At 73.0% G+C, this 16044-nt stretch carries 16 protein-coding genes; 14 read left to right on the forward strand and 2 right to left on the reverse strand.

Annotated elements, in window-relative coordinates; genetic code table 11:
• Positions 1 to 150: 150 nt before the first annotated feature.
• Both ACIRBY_RS20465 and hemW read left to right on the forward strand, forming a co-directional pair.
• On the forward strand, positions 151 to 2043 hold the full coding sequence (locus ACIRBY_RS20465) for an AMP-dependent synthetase/ligase (RefSeq protein ID WP_403902188.1): 1893 nt from the start codon (positions 151 to 153) through the stop codon (positions 2041 to 2043).
• A gap of 67 nt (positions 2044 to 2110) precedes the next feature.
• On the forward strand, positions 2111 to 3343 hold the full coding sequence (gene hemW, locus ACIRBY_RS20470) for a radical SAM family heme chaperone HemW (protein WP_403902189.1): 1233 nt from the start codon (positions 2111 to 2113) through the stop codon (positions 3341 to 3343).
• A 175-nt stretch (positions 3344 to 3518) separates the two neighbouring features.
• Here the strand turns inward: hemW and ACIRBY_RS20475 are convergent, their stop codons facing one another.
• Together ACIRBY_RS20475 and ACIRBY_RS20480 are read right to left on the reverse strand one after the other, a co-directional pair.
• Entirely contained in the window at positions 3519 to 4328 is an 810-nt protein-coding gene (locus tag ACIRBY_RS20475) for a DUF3097 domain-containing protein (protein WP_403902191.1), read from the reverse strand.
• Between the two features lie 28 nt (positions 4329 to 4356).
• A complete protein-coding gene (locus ACIRBY_RS20480; RefSeq protein WP_403902192.1) occupies positions 4357 to 5088 on the reverse strand; it encodes an MBL fold metallo-hydrolase in 732 nt (243 codons plus the stop codon).
• 167 nt (positions 5089 to 5255) lie between these two features.
• Between ACIRBY_RS20480 and hrcA the strand changes: the two genes are divergently transcribed.
• The 12 genes from hrcA (at position 5256) to ACIRBY_RS20540 (ending at position 16032) form a co-directional block, all read left to right on the forward strand.
• The gene (gene hrcA / locus ACIRBY_RS20485) at positions 5256 to 6272 is read left to right on the forward strand and encodes a heat-inducible transcriptional repressor HrcA (protein ID WP_042809531.1); all 1017 of its coding nucleotides are present in this window, start codon (positions 5256 to 5258) and stop codon (positions 6270 to 6272) included.
• Positions 6273 to 7412, forward strand: coding sequence for a molecular chaperone DnaJ (dnaJ, locus tag ACIRBY_RS20490; RefSeq protein WP_403902194.1), 1140 nt, complete (start codon positions 6273 to 6275; stop codon positions 7410 to 7412).
• Between the two features lie 156 nt (positions 7413 to 7568).
• Entirely contained in the window at positions 7569 to 8660 is a 1092-nt protein-coding gene (locus ACIRBY_RS20495; RefSeq protein ID WP_403902196.1) for a nitronate monooxygenase, read from the forward strand.
• Positions 8657 to 9403, forward strand: coding sequence for a 16S rRNA (uracil(1498)-N(3))-methyltransferase (locus ACIRBY_RS20500; RefSeq protein WP_403902197.1), 747 nt, complete (start codon positions 8657 to 8659; stop codon positions 9401 to 9403). Before ACIRBY_RS20495 ends, ACIRBY_RS20500 begins: the two co-directional genes overlap by 4 nt.
• 121 nt (positions 9404 to 9524) lie before the next feature.
• Positions 9525 to 9884: a histidine triad nucleotide-binding protein gene (locus ACIRBY_RS20505; protein WP_366453060.1), complete on the forward strand. Its 360-nt coding sequence runs from the start codon at positions 9525 to 9527 to the stop codon at positions 9882 to 9884.
• Positions 9885 to 9890: 6 nt separating this feature from the next.
• Positions 9891 to 10793, forward strand: coding sequence for a ribonuclease Z (locus tag ACIRBY_RS20510; RefSeq protein ID WP_403902199.1), 903 nt, complete (start codon positions 9891 to 9893; stop codon positions 10791 to 10793).
• Positions 10794 to 10951: 158 nt separating this feature from the next.
• Positions 10952 to 12049: a carbohydrate kinase family protein gene (locus ACIRBY_RS20515; RefSeq protein ID WP_403902200.1), complete on the forward strand. Its 1098-nt coding sequence runs from the start codon at positions 10952 to 10954 to the stop codon at positions 12047 to 12049.
• 203 nt (positions 12050 to 12252) lie between these two features.
• Complete coding sequence (locus ACIRBY_RS20520) at positions 12253 to 13314, forward strand: PhoH family protein (protein ID WP_403902202.1); 1062 nt, start codon at positions 12253 to 12255, stop codon at positions 13312 to 13314.
• 13 nt (positions 13315 to 13327) lie between these two features.
• Entirely contained in the window at positions 13328 to 13825 is a 498-nt protein-coding gene (gene ybeY, locus ACIRBY_RS20525; protein WP_366453064.1) for an rRNA maturation RNase YbeY, read from the forward strand.
• On the forward strand, positions 13822 to 15129 hold the full coding sequence (locus tag ACIRBY_RS20530) for a hemolysin family protein (RefSeq protein WP_403902203.1): 1308 nt from the start codon (positions 13822 to 13824) through the stop codon (positions 15127 to 15129). The genes ybeY and ACIRBY_RS20530 overlap by 4 nt, the downstream gene beginning before the upstream one ends.
• The gene (locus ACIRBY_RS20535; protein ID WP_403902204.1) at positions 15126 to 15479 is read left to right on the forward strand and encodes an MmcQ/YjbR family DNA-binding protein; all 354 of its coding nucleotides are present in this window, start codon (positions 15126 to 15128) and stop codon (positions 15477 to 15479) included. Before ACIRBY_RS20530 ends, ACIRBY_RS20535 begins: the two co-directional genes overlap by 4 nt.
• 175 nt (positions 15480 to 15654) lie before the next feature.
• Positions 15655 to 16032 carry a cytidine deaminase gene (locus tag ACIRBY_RS20540; RefSeq protein WP_403902205.1) on the forward strand — a complete coding sequence of 126 codons (378 nt, stop codon included), beginning with the start codon at positions 15655 to 15657 and terminating at the stop codon, positions 16030 to 16032.
• Positions 16033 to 16044: the final 12 nt, after the last annotated feature.

The following is a 16044-nucleotide window of genomic DNA, read 5'->3' on the forward strand; positions in this document are numbered from 1 at the left end:
GACCTCTACCCTGATCAAAGCCCGACGGTTACCGGCCAGTTAACCGGCCGGTAACGAAGCACGCCGGTCGCGTACCCGGCGGCTGCACCCGCCAGTCCCAAGCGCCCCACGCCCACGCCCTGCCCGCGTGGACCCGGTCCGGAGGATGTCGTGAGCGACACACAGACCTTGATCGAGAACCGCCCGCCCACCGTGGCGGCCCTCTTCCTTGACCGCGTCGCCGCCACGCCGAACGGGGAGGCCTACCGCTACCCCGTGCCCTCGGCCCGCCCCGAGGGCGGCCCCGACGACTGGAAGTCGCTCAGCTGGGGGCAGGCCGCCGACCGGGTCTTCGCCATCGCGGCCGGCCTGATCACCCTCGGCCTGCGCCCCGAGGAGCGCGTCGCCCTCGCCTCCAACACCCGCGTCGAGTGGATCCTCGCCGACCTGGGCGTGATGTGCGCCGGCGGCGCCGTCACCACCATCTACCCCAGCACCAACGCGGAGGAGTCCGCCTTCATCCTCTCGGACTCCGAGAGCCGGGTGCTGATCGCCGAGGACGGCGCGCAGCTGGCCAAGGCCCGCGAGCGTCGCGCCGACCTCCCCGACCTCGCCCACGTGGTCGTCGTCGAGGCCGCCGACGCCGTCGCCGCGGAGGGCGACCCGGAGGGCTGGGTGCTCTCCCTCGCCGAGCTGGAGGCGCGCGGCAACGAGTACCTGGAGCAGCACCCGGCGGCCGTCAAGGACCGGATCGCGGCCATCACCGCCGACCAGCTCGCCACGCTCATCTACACCTCGGGCACCACCGGCCGCCCCAAGGGCGTCCGCCTCCCGCACGACAACTGGTCGTACATGGCCAAGGCCACCGTCGCCACCGGCATGATCCACAGCGATGACGTGCAGTACCTGTGGCTGCCGCTCGCGCACGTCTTCGGCAAGGTCCTCACCTCCGGCCAGATCGAGGTCGGGCACGTCACCGCCGTCGACGGCCGCATCGACAAGATCATCGAGAACCTGCCGGTCGTCCAGCCGACCTACATGGCGGCCGTCCCCCGCATCTTCGAGAAGGTCTACAACGGCGTGGCCGCCAAGGCCCGGGCCGGCGGCGGCGCCAAGTACAAGATCTTCCAGTGGGCGGCCGGCGTCGCCCGCGAGTACGCCAAGGTCACCCAGGACAACTACCGCCGCACCGGCCGGGCCACGGCCCCCTTCGGCCTCTCCACCCGGCACAAGGTCGCCGACGCGCTCGTCTACTCCAAGCTCCGTGAGGCCTTCGGCGGCAAGCTGCGCGCCGCCGTCTCCGGCGCCTCCGCGCTGGCCCCCGAGATCGGCTACTTCTTCTCCGGCGCCGGCATCCACATCCTGGAGGGCTACGGCCTCACGGAGTCCAGCGCCGCCTCCTTCGTCAACCCGGGCGAGGCCTACCGCACCGGCACCGTCGGCAAGCCCCTGCCCGGCACCGAGGTCCGCATCGCCGACGACGGCGAGGTCCTGCTGCGCGGCCCCGGCATCATGCAGGGCTACCACCGCCAGCCCGACAAGACCGACGAGGTCCTGGAGAGCGACGGCTGGCTGCACACCGGCGACATCGGCGAGCTCTCCCCCGACGGCTACCTGCGCATCACCGACCGCAAGAAGGACCTGATCAAGACCTCGGGCGGCAAGTACGTCGCCCCGGCCGAGATCGAGGGCCAGTTCAAGGCGATCTGCCCGTACGTCTCCTCCATCGTCGTCCACGGCGCCGACCGGAACTTCTGCTCCGCCCTGGTCGCCCTCGACGAGCCCGCCATCCTCGGCTGGGCCGCCGAGAACGGCCTGGAGGGCAAGACGTACGGCGAGGTCCTGGCCGCGCCCGAGACCAACCGCCTGGTCGAGACCTACGTCCAGACCCTCAACGAGAACCTCCAGCGCTGGCAGACGATCAAGAAGTTCCGGATCCTCCCGCGCGACCTCGACGTCGAGCACGGCGACCTCACGCCCAGCCTCAAGCTGAAGCGGCCGGTCGTCGAGCGCGAGTTCAAGCACCTCATCGACGAGATGTACGCCGGGTCCCGCGAGGCGTAGACGAGGGCGCGGACGAGGCGCGGACGAGGGCGTAAACGACCATGGGGCGGTGCGGGACAATGGGTCCATGCCTTCCGCACTGCCCGACGGTGAACCCATGCCCGAAGACGGCTCGCTGCCGTCGCACGCCCTGGCGGGCGCCGGGGGGCGGCCGCTGGGGTTCTACCTCCACGTCCCGTACTGCGCCACGCGCTGCGGGTACTGCGACTTCAACACCTACACCGCGACCGAGCTGCGCGGCACCGGCGGCGTCCTCGCCTCGCGCGAGAACTACGCCGACACGCTGATCGACGAGGTCCGCCTGGCCCGCAAGGTGCTCGGGGACGACCCGCGCGCCGTGCGGACCGTCTTCGTCGGCGGCGGCACGCCCACGCTGCTGCCCGCCGGGGACCTCGTCCGCATGCTCGCGGCGATCCGCGACGAGTTCGGCCTGGCCGAGGACGCCGAGGTCACCACCGAGGCCAACCCCGAGTCCGTGAACCCGGAGTACCTGGCGGAGCTGCGCGCGGGCGGGTTCAACCGGATCTCCTTCGGCATGCAGAGCGCCCGGCAGCACGTCCTGAAGGTCCTCGACCGCACCCACACCCCCGGCCGCCCCGAGGCCTGCGTGGCCGAGGCCCGCGCGGCGGGCTTCGAGCACGTCAACCTCGACCTGATCTACGGCACCCCGGGCGAGTCCGACGACGACTGGCGGGCCTCCCTGGAGGCCGCGCTCGGCGCCGGGCCCGACCACATCAGCGCCTACGCCCTGATCGTCGAGGAGGGCACCCAGCTGGCCCGCCGGATCCGCCGCGGCGAGGTCCCGATGACCGACGACGACGTCCACGCCGACCGGTACCTGATCGCCGACGAGGTCATGGAGCGGGCCGGGTACTCCTGGTACGAGGTGTCGAACTGGGCCACCTCAGAAGCCGGCCGCTGCCTGCACAACGAGCTGTACTGGCGCGGGGCCGACTGGTGGGGCGCGGGCCCGGGCGCCCACTCGCACGTGGGCGGGGTCCGCTGGTGGAACGTCAAGCACCCCGGCGCCTACGCCGCCGCCCTGGCGGAGGGACGCTCCCCGGGCGCGGGGCGCGAGCTCCTGTCGGAGGAGGACCGGCGGGTGGAGCGGATCCTGCTGGAGCTCCGCCTCGTCGACGGCGTCCCGCTGTCCCTGCTGGCCCCGGCGGGCCTGGCGGCCTCCCGCCGCGCCCTGGCCGACGGCCTGCTGGAGGCGGCCCCGTACGAGGCCGGGCGCGCGGTCCTGACCCTGCGCGGGCGGCTGCTTGCGGACGCGGTGGTGCGGGACCTGGTGGACTGATCACCCGGTGGGGTGAACGCCTACGCGATCCGTTGCGGCTGCCTGGGCTGTCCCCAGGCTGCCGCCGACGAGGCCGGACGCATGCGTCGGCGGACCCACAGGTTCGGCGATCCCCCGCCGTTGGACGTGCTGGACGTCCGGCTGGACTCCAGCGAGTTCGCCACCTTGCCCGAGCTCAAGCGGCACCGGCGGCCGTGACGAAGTCGATCAGCTCCTCCACCCGCCCCAGCAGCGTCGGCTCCAGGTCGCGGTAGGACGTCACGCGGGACAGGACGTGCTGCCAGGCGGCCCCCGTGTTCTGCGGCCAGCCCAGGGCCCGGCAGACGCCCGTCTTCCAGTCCTGCCCCCGCGGCACCTCGGGCCACGCCCGGATGCCCAGCGCCGACGGTTTCACGGCCTGCCAGACGTCCACGTACGGGTGGCCCACCACCAGAACGTCCGGCGAGGTCACCGACGCCGCGATCCGCGACTCCTTCGACCCCGGCACCAGATGGTCCACCAGGACCCCCAGACGGGCGTCCGGCCCCGGGGCGAACTCCGCCACCACGGCCGCGAGGTCGTCGATCCCCTCCAGGTACTCCACCACCACGCCCTCGATCCGCAGGTCGTCGCCCCACACCCGCTCGACCAGCTCGGCGTCGTGCCGCCCCTCCACATAGATCCGCCCCGCCCGCGCCACCCGGGCCCGCGCCCCCGGGACGGCGACGGAGCCCGAGGCCGTACGGGCCGGCGCGGCCGGAGCCCGCGCGGGGCGGGTCAGCGTCACCACCGCACCGTCGAGCAGGAAGCCCCGCGGCTCCAGCGGGAACACCCGCCGCCTGCCGAACCGGTCCTCCAGGGTCACCGTGCCCGCCTCGCACGCGACCACCGCACCGCAGAAGTCCGTGCCCGCCACCTCGACCACCAGATCGGGGTCGGCCGGCACCTCCGGCACGGCCTTGGGGCGCTTCCACTGCGGGGTCAGGTCGGGGGAGTACTCGCGCATCCGGCCGACACTAGGAGCGCGGCCGTCCTCACGCCCGCGACACGCCGAACCGGTCCGCCAGTGTGTCGCGTTGCGCACGCACGAAGTCCGCGTCAACGACCGCTCCGTGACCCGGTACGTACAGCGCGTCCTGCCCGCCCAGCGACAGCAGCCGGTCCAGGGCGGCCGGCCACTGGCCCGGAACCGCGTCCGATCCGGCCTGCGGCTCCCCGGACTCCTCGACCAGGTCCCCGCAGAACACCGTCTCCCGCTCGCCCGGCACGAAGACGGCCAGGTCGTGCTGGGAGTGCGCGGGCCCCACATTGGCCAGCAGCACCTGCACCCCGCCCAGCTCCAGGGTCCACTCGCCCGACACCAGGTGCGCCGGAGCCTTGAGCAGGTCGCAGGCCTCGGCGGCCTCGTCCTCCGCCAGGCCCTGGGCCACCGCGCCCGCCCGCAGCTCCTCCCGGCCGGCGGACGTCCCCACCAGCCGGTCCAGGCCGACCGCCCCGTAGAACTGGGCGCCCGCGAAGGCGGAGCCGCCCAGTACGTGGTCGAAATGTCCGTGGGTGAATGCGATATGGGTCACGTGCCGGCCGGTCAGCCGCTCCGCCTCGGCCCGGATCCCCGCGCCCTCCCGGACGCTCGACCCGGGGTCGATCAGGAGCACCGAGTCGTCCCCCACCACCAGCCCCACCGTGCAGTCCCACACCGGGAGCCGTCGTCGGCCCGCCCGCCCGGTCAGCCGTTCCCAGCCCGCCTCTTCCCATCGCATCTCCATGCCGCGACGCTACCCTGGCGGGCCGCCCTTGCCTGCGGCGCACTACCCGGCCGTACACTGACCGGGGGTTCTCTGGCACTCGGGCGAGCAGAGTGCCAGCCGATCACCGCCGCAGGACCGCCCGACCAGGACCGCCCGACGACCGACCGCATCCGGAGGTGTGCGCGATGCTCAGTGAACGCAGACTCGAGGTGCTGCGCGCCATCGTCCAGGACTACGTCGGGACGGAGGAGCCCGTCGGCTCCAAGGCCCTCACCGAGCGGCACAAGCTGGGCGTCTCACCGGCCACCGTGCGCAACGACATGGCCGTGCTGGAGGAGGAGGGCTACATCGCCCAGCCCCACACCAGCGCCGGCCGGATCCCCACCGACAAGGGCTACCGGCTCTTCGTCGACAGGCTGGCCGGAGTCAAGCCGCTGTCGACGCCCGAGCGCCGCGCCATCCAGAACTTCCTCGACGGGGCCGTGGACCTCGACGACGTCGTCGGCCGCACGGTACGGCTGCTCGCGCAGCTGACCCGCCAGGTCGCCGTCGTCCAGTACCCGTCGCTGACCCGCTCCACCGTCCGGCACGTCGAGCTGCTGTCGCTGGCCCCGGCCCGGCTGATGCTCGTCCTGATCACCGACACCGGGCGGGTCGAGCAGCGCATGGTCGACACCCAGACCCCCTTCGGCGAGAACTCCCTCGCCGACCTGCGGGCGCGGCTCAACAGCAGGGTCGTCGGACGTCGCTTCACCGACGTCCCGAACCTGGTGCAGGACCTTCCGGAGTCGTTCGAGATCGACGACCGGGCGACCGTCAAGGCGGTGCTCGCGACCCTTCTCGAAACCCTGGCCGAGGAGGCGGAGGAGCGGCTGATGATCGGCGGCACCGCCAACCTCACGCGCTTCGGACATGATTTTCCCCTGACGATCCGGCCGGTGCTCGAAGCCCTCGAGGAGCACGTGGTGCTCCTCAAGCTGCTGGGCGAGGCCGGGGAGTCGGGGATGGCCGTACGGATCGGGCACGAGAACGCCTACGAGGGACTCAACTCCACGTCGGTCGTCTCCGTCGGCTACGGTTCGGGCGGCGAGGCAGTCGCCAAACTCGGCGTGGTCGGACCGACCCGCATGGACTACCCCGGAACGATGGGAGCGGTACGCGCAGTGGCACGTTACGTCGGACAGATCCTGGCGGAGTCGTAAGTGGCCACGGACTACTACGCCGTCCTCGGCGTGCGCCGCGACGCATCGCAGGACGAGATCAAGAAGGCCTTCCGCCGCCTCGCGCGTGAACTCCACCCGGACGTGAACCCGGACCCGAAGACGCAGGAGCGCTTCAAGGAGATCAACGCGGCCTACGAGGTCCTCTCCGACCCGCAGAAGAAGCAGGTCTACGACCTCGGCGGCGACCCGCTGTCCTCCTCGGGCGGCGGTGGCGGCGCGGGCGGCTTCGGTGCGGGCGGCTTCGGCAACTTCTCCGACATCATGGACGCCTTCTTCGGCCAGGCCTCGCAGCGCGGACCGCGCTCGCGGACCCGCCGCGGCCAGGACGCCATGATCCGCCTGGACCTGGAGCTGGACGAGGCCGCCTTCGGCACGACCAAGGAGATCCAGGTCGACACCGCCGTGGTGTGCGGCACCTGCTCCGGCGAGGGCGCCGCCCCCGGCACCTCCGCGCAGACCTGCGACATGTGCCGCGGCCGCGGTGAGGTCTCCCAGGTCACCCGGTCCTTCCTGGGCCAGGTCATGACCTCGCGCCCCTGCCCGCAGTGCCAGGGCTTCGGCACCGTGGTCCCGACCCCGTGCCCCGAGTGCGCGGGCGACGGCCGGGTCCGCTCCCGCCGCAGCCTGACGGTCAAGATCCCGGCCGGCGTCGAGAACGGCACCCGGATCCAGCTCGCGGGCGAGGGCGAGGTCGGCCCCGGCGGCGGTCCCGCCGGCGACCTCTACGTGGAGATCCACGAGCTGCCGCACCCGACCTTCCAGCGGCGCGGGGACGACCTGCACTGCACGGTCACCATCCCCATGACGGCCGCGGCCCTGGGCACGAAGTGCCCGCTGGAGACGCTGGACGGCATGGAGGAGATCGACGTCCGGCCCGGCACCCAGTCCGGCCAGGCCATCCCGCTGCACGGGCGCGGTGTCACGCACCTGCGCGGCGGCGGCCGCGGCGACCTGATCGTCCACGTCGAGGTCACTACCCCCGGCAAGCTGGACGCCCAGCAGGAGGAGCTGCTGCGCCAGCTCGCCAAGCTGCGCGGCGAGGAGCGGCCCATGGGCCAGTTCGCGCCGGGCCAGCAGGGCCTGTTCAGCCGTCTGAAGGACGCGTTCAACGGCCGCTGACCGCCCCGGCGGCAGCGCGCGCAGGAGCCCGGTACGGACACCCCGTACCGGGCTCCTCGCCGTAGGGCCCGGCGCCGCCCCGGCTCCGGAAAGCGGACTATGCCAGGCGAATGCCATGATTCGGCGCCGTGACCCGGACATGGCACGATGCAGTCCATGTCCTCCGCACCGAACGGTCTCCACCCGTACCCGATCGTGCAGGCTCCCATGGCGGGCGGGATCTCCGGCCCGCCGCTCGTCGCCGCCGTGTGCGAAGCGGGCGGGCTCGGCTTCCTGGCCGGCGGCTACAAGACCGCCGACGGCATGTACCAGGAGATCAAGCAGGCGCGCGGGCTCACCCGGCGGCCCTTCGGCGTGAACCTCTTCCTGCCGCAGAGCGGCCACGCCGAACCCGCCGCCGTCGAGGCCTACCGCGGGCAGCTGGCCGGCGAGGCGAGCTGGTACGACGTCTCCCTCGCCGAGGAGGACATCATCGGCACCTGCGACGACGGCTACGACGCCAAGCTCGCCATCCTGATCGAGGACCCGGTGCGGGTCGTCTCCTTCACCTTCGGCTGCCCCGAACCCGCCGCGCTCGCGCGCCTGCGGGCGGTCGGCACGTACACGATCGTCACCGTGACCTCGCCCGAGGAGGCCCGCGCCGCCCAGGCGGCCGGCGCCGACGCCGTCTGCGTCCAGGGCGTCGAGGCCGGCGGCCACCAGGGCACCCATCGCGACGACCCGCAGACCGACGGCACGGCGGGCGTCGGCCTGCTCGCCCTGGTCACCCAGGTCCGGGAAGCCGTGGCACTGCCGATCATCGCCGCGGGCGGGGTGATGCGCGGGGCCCAGATCGCCGCCCTGCTCGCGGCCGGCGCGGAGGCCGCGCAGCTCGGCACGGCCTTCCTGGCCTGCCCGGAGTCGGGCGCCCACCCGCTGCACAAGAAGGCCCTGACCGATCCGGTGTTCCCGCACACGGAGCTCACCCGGGCCTTCTCGGGCCGGCCCGCGCGGGGCCTGGTGAACCGCTTCATGCGCGATCACGGCCCCTACGCCCCGGCCGCCTACCCCCAGATCCACCACATGACCTCGGGGCTGCGCGCGGCGGCGGCCGCGGCCGGGGACCCGCAGGGCATGGCCCTGTGGGCGGGGCAGGGGCACCGGCTGGCCCGGGCGCTGCCGGCGGGGGAGCTGGTGGAGGTGTTGGCGGCCGAAACGGCCCAGGCGCAGAACGCGTCGAAGGTGTTGCAGATGAGGAGAGCGTCATGACGGCCCCCGTGTTCGTGGTCGAAGAGGTCCCCGCGGGGCCCGAGTTCGTGCTGGAGGGCCCCGAGGGGCGGCACGCGGTCTCCGTGAAGCGGCTGGGTCCGGGTGAGGACGTGGTCCTCACCGACGGGCGCGGCCGCTGGGCGGAGGGCGTGGTCAGGGCGGCCGAGGGCAAGGACCGCCTGGTGGTCGCGGACCTGCACGAGATCAGGGAGGAGCCGGAGCCGGCCGTCCGGATCACGGTGGTGCAGGCGCTGCCGAAGGGCGACCGGGGCGAGGTCGCGGTGGAGACGATGACGGAGACGGGCGTCGACGCGATCGTGCCGTGGCAGGCCTCGCGGTGCATCACCCAGTGGCGGGGCGAGCGCGGAGCCAAGTCCCTGGCCAAGTGGCGGGCCACCGCCCGGGAGTCGGGCAAGCAGTCGCGCCGGGTCCGTTTCCCGGAGGTGGGCGAGGCGCTGTCCACGAAGCAGGTGGCCGCGCTGCTGGCCGGCGCCGACCTGGCGATGGTGCTCCACGAGGACCGCGAGGCGGCCTCGGAGCCCCTGGCGACGGCCGCGCTCCCCGCGTCCGGCTCGGTGGTCCTGGTCGTCGGCCCCGAGGGCGGGGTCTCCCCGGAGGAGCTGGCCGTCTTCGCGGAGGCGGGCGCCCGCCCGTACCGCCTGGGGCACAGCGTCCTGCGCACCTCGACGGCGGGCACGGCGGCCACCGCGGTCCTGCTGGCGCGCACGGGCCGCTGGGGGTAGCCCGCGGCGGGCCCCTCGGGGCGGGCGGGGCGGCGGGTCGAGCCCCGCTCGGCCGACGCCGCGCGGCGGGGGCCGGGCCGGTAGCATGCCCCGACCGATCAACATCACGGGAGGCGCGGCCATGGCCGGGGAACCGCAGGCGGACTGCCTGTTCTGCAAGATCGTCGAGGGGAAGATCCCGGCGACCGTGGTCCGGGAGACCGAGACCACCGTCGCCTTCCGGGACATCAACCCGCAGGCGCCGACCCACGTGCTCGTCATCCCCAAGGTGCACCACCCCGACGCGGCCTCCCTCGCCGCCGCCGAGCCGACCGTGATCGCCGACATACTGCGCGAGGCCGGGGAGATCGCCGCCGCCGAGGGCATCGCCGACCACGGCTACCGGGTCGTGTTCAACACCGGCGCCGGCGCGGGCCAGACCGTCTTCCACGCCCACCTGCACGTCCTGGGAGGCCGCGGCCTCCAGTGGCCCCCCGGGTAGCGGTCCGTGTCCGTACGCGAGTTCGTGGTCCTCGGCACCGCCAGCCAGGTACCCACCCGGCACCGCAACCACAACGGCTACCTGCTGCGCTGGGACGGCGAGGGCATCCTCTTCGACCCGGGCGAGGGCACCCAGCGGCAGATGCTGCGGGCCGGGGTCGCGGCCCACGACATCGACCGGATCTGCATCACGCACTTCCACGGTGACCACAGCCTGGGCCTGGCCGGGGTGATCCAGCGGATCAACCTCGACCAGGTTCCGCACCCCGTGACCGCGCACTACCCGGCCTCGGGCCAGGAGTTCTTCGACCGGCTGCGGTACGCGACCGCCTACCGGGAGACGGTCCGGCTCGGGGAGGAGCCGGTGGCGCAGGACGGGGTGCTCGCGCACGGGCCCTCGTACGTCCTGGAGGCGAGGCGCCTCTCGCACCCGGTGGAGTCCTTCGGCTACCGGCTGACCGAGCCGGACGGGCGCCGGATGCGGCCGGAGCTGCTCGCGCGGCACGGGATCAAGGGCCCGGACGTGGGGCGGATCCAGCGCGAGGGGCGGCTGGGCGAGGTCTCCCTGGAGGACGTCAGCGAGCACCGGGCCGGGCAGCGGTTCGCCTTCGTGATGGACACCCGGCTGTGCGCGGGGGTCGAGGAACTGGCGCAGGGCTGCGACATGCTGGTCATCGAGTCCACGTTCCTGGACGCGGACGCCGCCCTGGCCGCCGACCACGGGCACCTGACCGCCGCGCAGGCGGCGGGGGTGGCCCGGGACGCGGGGGTCCGGCACCTGGTGCTGACGCACTTCTCCCAGCGCTACCCGGACCCCTCGGAGTTCGAACGGGAGGCCCGCGGGGCCGGGTTCGAGGGGGAGCTGACGATCGCGGCCGACCTGGCCCGGGTGCCCCTGCCGAAGCGTTAGCCGCACGGCGCGTCAAGGGCGGGACCAGCGGGGCGAGGGCGGCAGGAGAGCCGGGCTCAGGTGAGGTGCGTCACACTGGGTTTGGCCGTGGGGTGCCCGGGCAGACCTGGCAGCCCGCCAGCCGAACGCAGAAACGACACTTCAACGGGGAGTACACCGTGACCAGTCGGGACAGCCGCACCAGCCGCCTCGTGACGCTCGACCCGCTGGGCCCGCTGCGCGACCCCCACGAGCCGGGCTGCGACGTCTTCCTGACCGGCACGGTCTTCCTCGACATCATCTTCACCGGGCTCGACTCCGCCCCCGTCCGCGGGACGGAGTCCTGGGCGCGCGGCATGGGCTCCAGCCCCGGGGGCGTCGCCAACATGGCCACCGCCCTGGCCCGCCTCGGCCTGCGCACCTCCCTCGCCGCCGCCTTCGGCGACGACCACTACGGCGAGTACTGCTGGGACGCCCTGGAGCAGGGCGAGGGCATCGACCTGTCGATGTCGCGCACCGTCCCCGGCTGGCACAGCCCCGTCACCGTCTCCATGGCCTACGAGGGCGAGCGCACGATGGTCTCCCACGGCCACGAGGCCCCGCCCCCGGCCGGCCCCGGCCCCTTCCCCTGGTGTCCGCCGAGGACCCGCGCCGCCGTGGCCTCGCTGGCCGCCGGCCGCCGCGAGGACTGGATCGGCGAGGCGGCCCGCCGCGGCTCGCGGATCTTCGCCGACGTGGGCTGGGACGACACCGGCCGCTGGGACCTGGGCGCCCTGGCCGACCTGGAGCACTGCGAGGCCTTCCTGCCCAATGCCGGGGAGGCCATGCGGTACACCCGCACCGACTGCCCCCGCGCCGCCGCCCGGGCGCTCGCCGAGAAGGTGCCGGTCGCCGTGGTGACCATGGGTTCGGAGGGCTCGTACGCCGTGGACTCCCGGACCGGCGAGACGGCGGAGGTCCCCGCCATCGCCGTCGACGCCCTGGACCCGACCGGCGCCGGGGACGTCTACGTGGCAGGCTTCGTCACCGGCAGCCTCGCCGGGTGGCCGCTCGCGGACCGGCTGGCCTTCGCCGGCCTGACCGCCGCCCTCTCGGTGCAGGAGTTCGGCGGCTCCCTCTCCGCCCCCGGCTGGGCCGAGGTGGCCCACTGGTGGCGCACCGCCCCGGAGGCCCTGCGGGGCAGCTACGCCTTCCTGGACGCCCTCGTCCCGCCGGGCGCCGGACCCTGCTCCCGCCGCCGGGCCGTCCCCACCATCGGCTTCCGCAGTCCCGCCTAGGGGCTGTCGTCAAACTCCCGGCCGCCCTCCGGCCGACGACAGGACTGTGACGACAGCCCCTGGGCCCGGCCCCGCCGCGGCCCGGGGCCGGGCCGGAAAACCCCTCGGGAACGGTCCGGGGTGGACGTACCCTTGGTACTCCGGAGGCCGTCGATCGGCGCGGCCCCTCAGCGGGAGGTATGCGCAGGCCACAGTGCCGGCCCATGACTCAGACACCGACAGCCCACAGCCCCGTGCCGGGCCAGGCGCGAGCCCACTTCACCGTCCCCGCGACGCACCCCATGGTGACCGTGCTCGGCTCGGGTGACGCGCTGCTGCGCGTGATCGAGAAGGCCTTCCCGAGGGCCGACATCCACGTGCGGGGCAATCAGGTCAGCGCGGTCGGGGAGGCGGCGGAAGTCGCCCTCGTCCAGCGCCTGTTCGACGAGATGATGCTGGTGCTCCGCACCGGGCAGCCGATGACGGAGGACGCAGTGGAACGCTCGATCGCCATGCTCAAGGCGAACGGCAGCGACGCCGAGGGGCGCCCGCTGGAAACCCCGGCCGAGGTGCTCACCCAGAACATCCTCTCCAGCCGCGGCCGCACCATCCGGCCCAAGACCCTCAACCAGAAGCGGTACGTCGACGCGATCGACAAGAACACGATCGTCTTCGGCATCGGCCCCGCCGGTACCGGCAAGACCTACCTGGCCATGGCCAAGGCGGTGCAGGCCCTGCAGTCCAAGCAGGTCAGCCGCATCATCCTGACCCGGCCCGCCGTCGAGGCGGGGGAGCGGCTCGGCTTCCTGCCGGGCACGCTCTTCGACAAGATCGACCCGTACCTGCGCCCGCTCTACGACGCCCTGCACGACATGATGGACCCGGACTCCATCCCCCGGCTGATGGCGGCGGGGACCATCGAGGTGGCGCCTCTGGCGTACATGCGCGGCCGGACGCTGAACGACGCCTTCGTCGTCCTCGACGAGGCGCAGAACACCAGCCCCGAGCAGATGAAGATGTTCCTGACCCGGCTCGGGTTCGACACGAAGATCGTGATCACCGGTGACATCACGCAGGTCGACCTGCCGAACGGCACCAGGAGCGGTCTGCGCCAGGTCCAGGAGATCCTCGAAGGGGTGCCCGACATCCACTTCTCGCGGCTCACGTCCGAGGATGTCGTCCGGCACAAGCTGATCGGCCGTATCGTCGACGCGTACGAGAAGTACGACGACAGCCAGGCGGCCCGGGAGACCGGCGCGGCCCGGAACGGCAACCAGCGGAAGTAGAACCCAGCGCACCATGTCGATCGACGTCAACAACGAGTCCGGAACCGAAGTCGACGAGCAGGCGATCCTCGACATTGCCCGCTACGCGCTCACCCGGATGCGGATCCACCCGCTCTCCGAGCTCTCCGTCATCGTCATCGACGAGGAGGCGATGGAGCAGCTCCACATCCAGTGGATGGACCTGCCCGGACCCACCGACGTCATGTCCTTCCCGATGGACGAGCTGCGTCCGCCGTCGAAGGACGACGAGGAGCCCCCGCAGGGGCTCCTCGGCGACATCGTGCTGTGCCCCGAGGTGGCGAAGAAGCAGGGCCAGGACGCCCCGACGCAGCACTCCATGGACGAGGAGCTCCAGCTCCTGACCGTCCACGGGGTGCTGCACCTGCTCGGGTACGACCACGAGGAGCCGGACGAGAAGGCCGAGATGTTCGGCCTCCAGGCGGCCATCGTCGACGGCTGGCGCGGTGAGCGCGGGATGACCGGCCCCTCCCCGGCCCCGACCGTCTCGTGAGCAGCGCCTATCAGCTGATCACCGGGGCGGTCCTGCTGACCGTGGTGGCCTGGTTCGCGGCCTGCGCCGAGTCCGGGATCGCCCGCGTCTCCAGCTTCCGCGCCGAACAGGCCGTACGGGAGGGGCGGCGCGGCAGCGCCAAGCTGGCCCAGGTCGCCGGCGACCCCACCCGCTACGTCAACGTGGCCCTGCTGGTGCGCGTCACCTGCGAGATGGCGGCGGGCGTGCTCGTCACCTACGTCTGCCTCGACGCGTTCGGGGAGAACTGGACGGCGCTGCTGGTGGCCATCGCCGTGATGGTGCTGGTCTCGTTCGTGGCGGTGGGCGTGTCCCCCCGTACGATCGGCCGCCAGCACCCGCTGAACACCGCGACGGCGGCCGCGTACGTCCTCGTCCCGCTGGCGCGGATCATGGGGCCGGTCCCGCAGCTGCTGATCCTCATCGGCAACGCCCTCACCCCGGGCAAGGGCTTCCGCAAGGGGCCCTTCGCCTCCGAGGCCGAGCTGCGCGCGATGGTCGACCTCGCCGAGGCGGAGTCGCTGATCGAGGACGAGGAGCGCCGGATGGTGCACTCGGTCTTCGAGCTCGGCGACACGCTCGTGCGCGAGGTGATGGTGCCCCGCACCGACCTGGTCTGCATCGAGCGCTACAAGACGATCCGCCAGGCGACCACCCTCGCCCTGCGCTCCGGATTCTCGCGGATCCCGGTCACCGGGGAGAACGAGGACGACATCGTCGGCATCGTCTACCTCAAGGACCTCGTCCGCCGCACCCACATCAACCGGGAGGCCGAGACCGACCTGGTCTCGACGGTGATGCGGCCGGCGGTCTTCGTGCCCGACACCAAGAACGCCGGGGACCTGCTGCGCGAGATGCAGTCGGTGCGCAACCACGTGGCCGTCGTCATCGACGAGTACGGCGGCACGGCCGGCATCGTCACGATCGAGGACATCCTGGAGGAGATCGTCGGCGAGATCACCGACGAGTACGACCGGGAGACCCCGCCCGTCGAGGAGCTCGGCGACGACCGCTACCGGGTCACGGCCCGCCTCGACATCACCGACCTCGGCGAGCTGTTCGGGGCCCTGGCCTTCGACGACGAGGACGTGGAGACGGTCGGCGGACTGCTGGCCAAGGCCCTGGGCCGGGTGCCGATCGCCGGGGCCTCGGCGGTGGTCGACCTGCCGGACGGGCGTCCGCTGCGGCTGACGGCCGAATCCCCGGCGGGCCGCCGGAACAAGATCGTCACGGTGCTCGTGGAGCCGGTGCTCGCCGAGGCCGGTGAAGGGGAGGGGGCGCAATGACGCCGGCGGAGCTGCGCGCGTTTTGTCTGGGCTTCAACGCAGCGGTGGAGGAGTTCCCCTTCACCCCCGAGACCTCGGTCTTCAAGGTGCTCGGCAAGATGTTCGCCCTGTCGGCCCTGGACGGCGAGCCGCTCAAGGTCAACCTCAAGTGCGATCCGGAGGCGGCGGTGCGCCTGCGGGCGCAGCACCCCGCGATCGTCCCGGGCTGGCACATGAACAAGCGGCACTGGAACACGGTGACGGTCGGCGACCTGCCGGACGCGCTGGTGCGGGAGCTGGTGGAGGACTCGTACGACCTGGTCGTCGCTGGGCTGCCGAGGGCGGAGCGGCTCCGGCTGGACCGGCCGTAGGTCTCGGCCGCCCCGAGGTCGAAGGTTAGGGTCCAAGGTCACACGGGTTCGGGACCTTCGGATTGCAGGGTGTGGGTGGCTGACTGCTTAGGTTTGTCCTGCGTCCCGGGGGGAGACGCGACGGGGGAACAGTGCCCCGGCGGGGTCGTTGCGCGGCACCGCCGGGGCGCTCCCTATGCTTTCGCCTATGACCGAGAGCAGCGTGGGAGCGGGGATCGACCCCGAGGACAGCAAGATCATCACCTTGGCGCGCAGCGCCCGTGCCCGCAACGGGGTCCCCGAGGGGGCCGCGGTACGGGACGAGACCGGCCGCACGTACGTCGCCGGGACCGTGGAGCTGGACTCCCTCAAGCTCAGCGCCCTCCAGACGGCCGTGGCCATGGCGGTGGCCAGCGGCGCCCGCTCCCTGGAGGCCGCGGCCGTGGTCAGCGCGGCCGACGCCCCGGCCGACGCCGACCGCGCGGCCGTACGCGACCTCGGCGGCCCGGCCACCCCGGTCCTGCTCGCCGGCCCCGACGGCACCCTGAAGTCCACCACCCCCGCCGGCGCCTGATCCGCCGGCCGG

Source organism: Streptomyces sp. NPDC096136, from assembly GCF_044763325.1.
In the GTDB taxonomy this organism is placed as follows: domain Bacteria; phylum Actinomycetota; class Actinomycetes; order Streptomycetales; family Streptomycetaceae; genus Streptomyces.

Coding starts and splice junctions, on each gene's coding strand:
- ACIRBY_RS20540 (WP_403902205.1), top strand. CDS start 15,655: ATGCTTTCGCCTATGACCGAGAGCAGCGTGGGAGCGGGGATCGACCCC.
- ACIRBY_RS20505 (WP_366453060.1), top strand. CDS start 9,525: ATGGCCGGGGAACCGCAGGCGGACTGCCTGTTCTGCAAGATCGTCGAG.
- ACIRBY_RS20495 (WP_403902196.1), top strand. CDS start 7,569: ATGTCCTCCGCACCGAACGGTCTCCACCCGTACCCGATCGTGCAGGCT.
- ACIRBY_RS20520 (WP_403902202.1), top strand. CDS start 12,253: ATGACTCAGACACCGACAGCCCACAGCCCCGTGCCGGGCCAGGCGCGA.
- ACIRBY_RS20535 (WP_403902204.1), top strand. CDS start 15,126: ATGACGCCGGCGGAGCTGCGCGCGTTTTGTCTGGGCTTCAACGCAGCG.
- hemW (WP_403902189.1), top strand. CDS start 2,111: ATGCCTTCCGCACTGCCCGACGGTGAACCCATGCCCGAAGACGGCTCG.
- ybeY (WP_366453064.1), top strand. CDS start 13,328: ATGTCGATCGACGTCAACAACGAGTCCGGAACCGAAGTCGACGAGCAG.
- ACIRBY_RS20480 (WP_403902192.1), bottom strand. CDS start 5,088: ATGGAGATGCGATGGGAAGAGGCGGGCTGGGAACGGCTGACCGGGCGG.
- ACIRBY_RS20500 (WP_403902197.1), top strand. CDS start 8,657: ATGACGGCCCCCGTGTTCGTGGTCGAAGAGGTCCCCGCGGGGCCCGAG.
- hrcA (WP_042809531.1), top strand. CDS start 5,256: ATGCTCAGTGAACGCAGACTCGAGGTGCTGCGCGCCATCGTCCAGGAC.
- ACIRBY_RS20475 (WP_403902191.1), bottom strand. CDS start 4,328: ATGCGCGAGTACTCCCCCGACCTGACCCCGCAGTGGAAGCGCCCCAAG.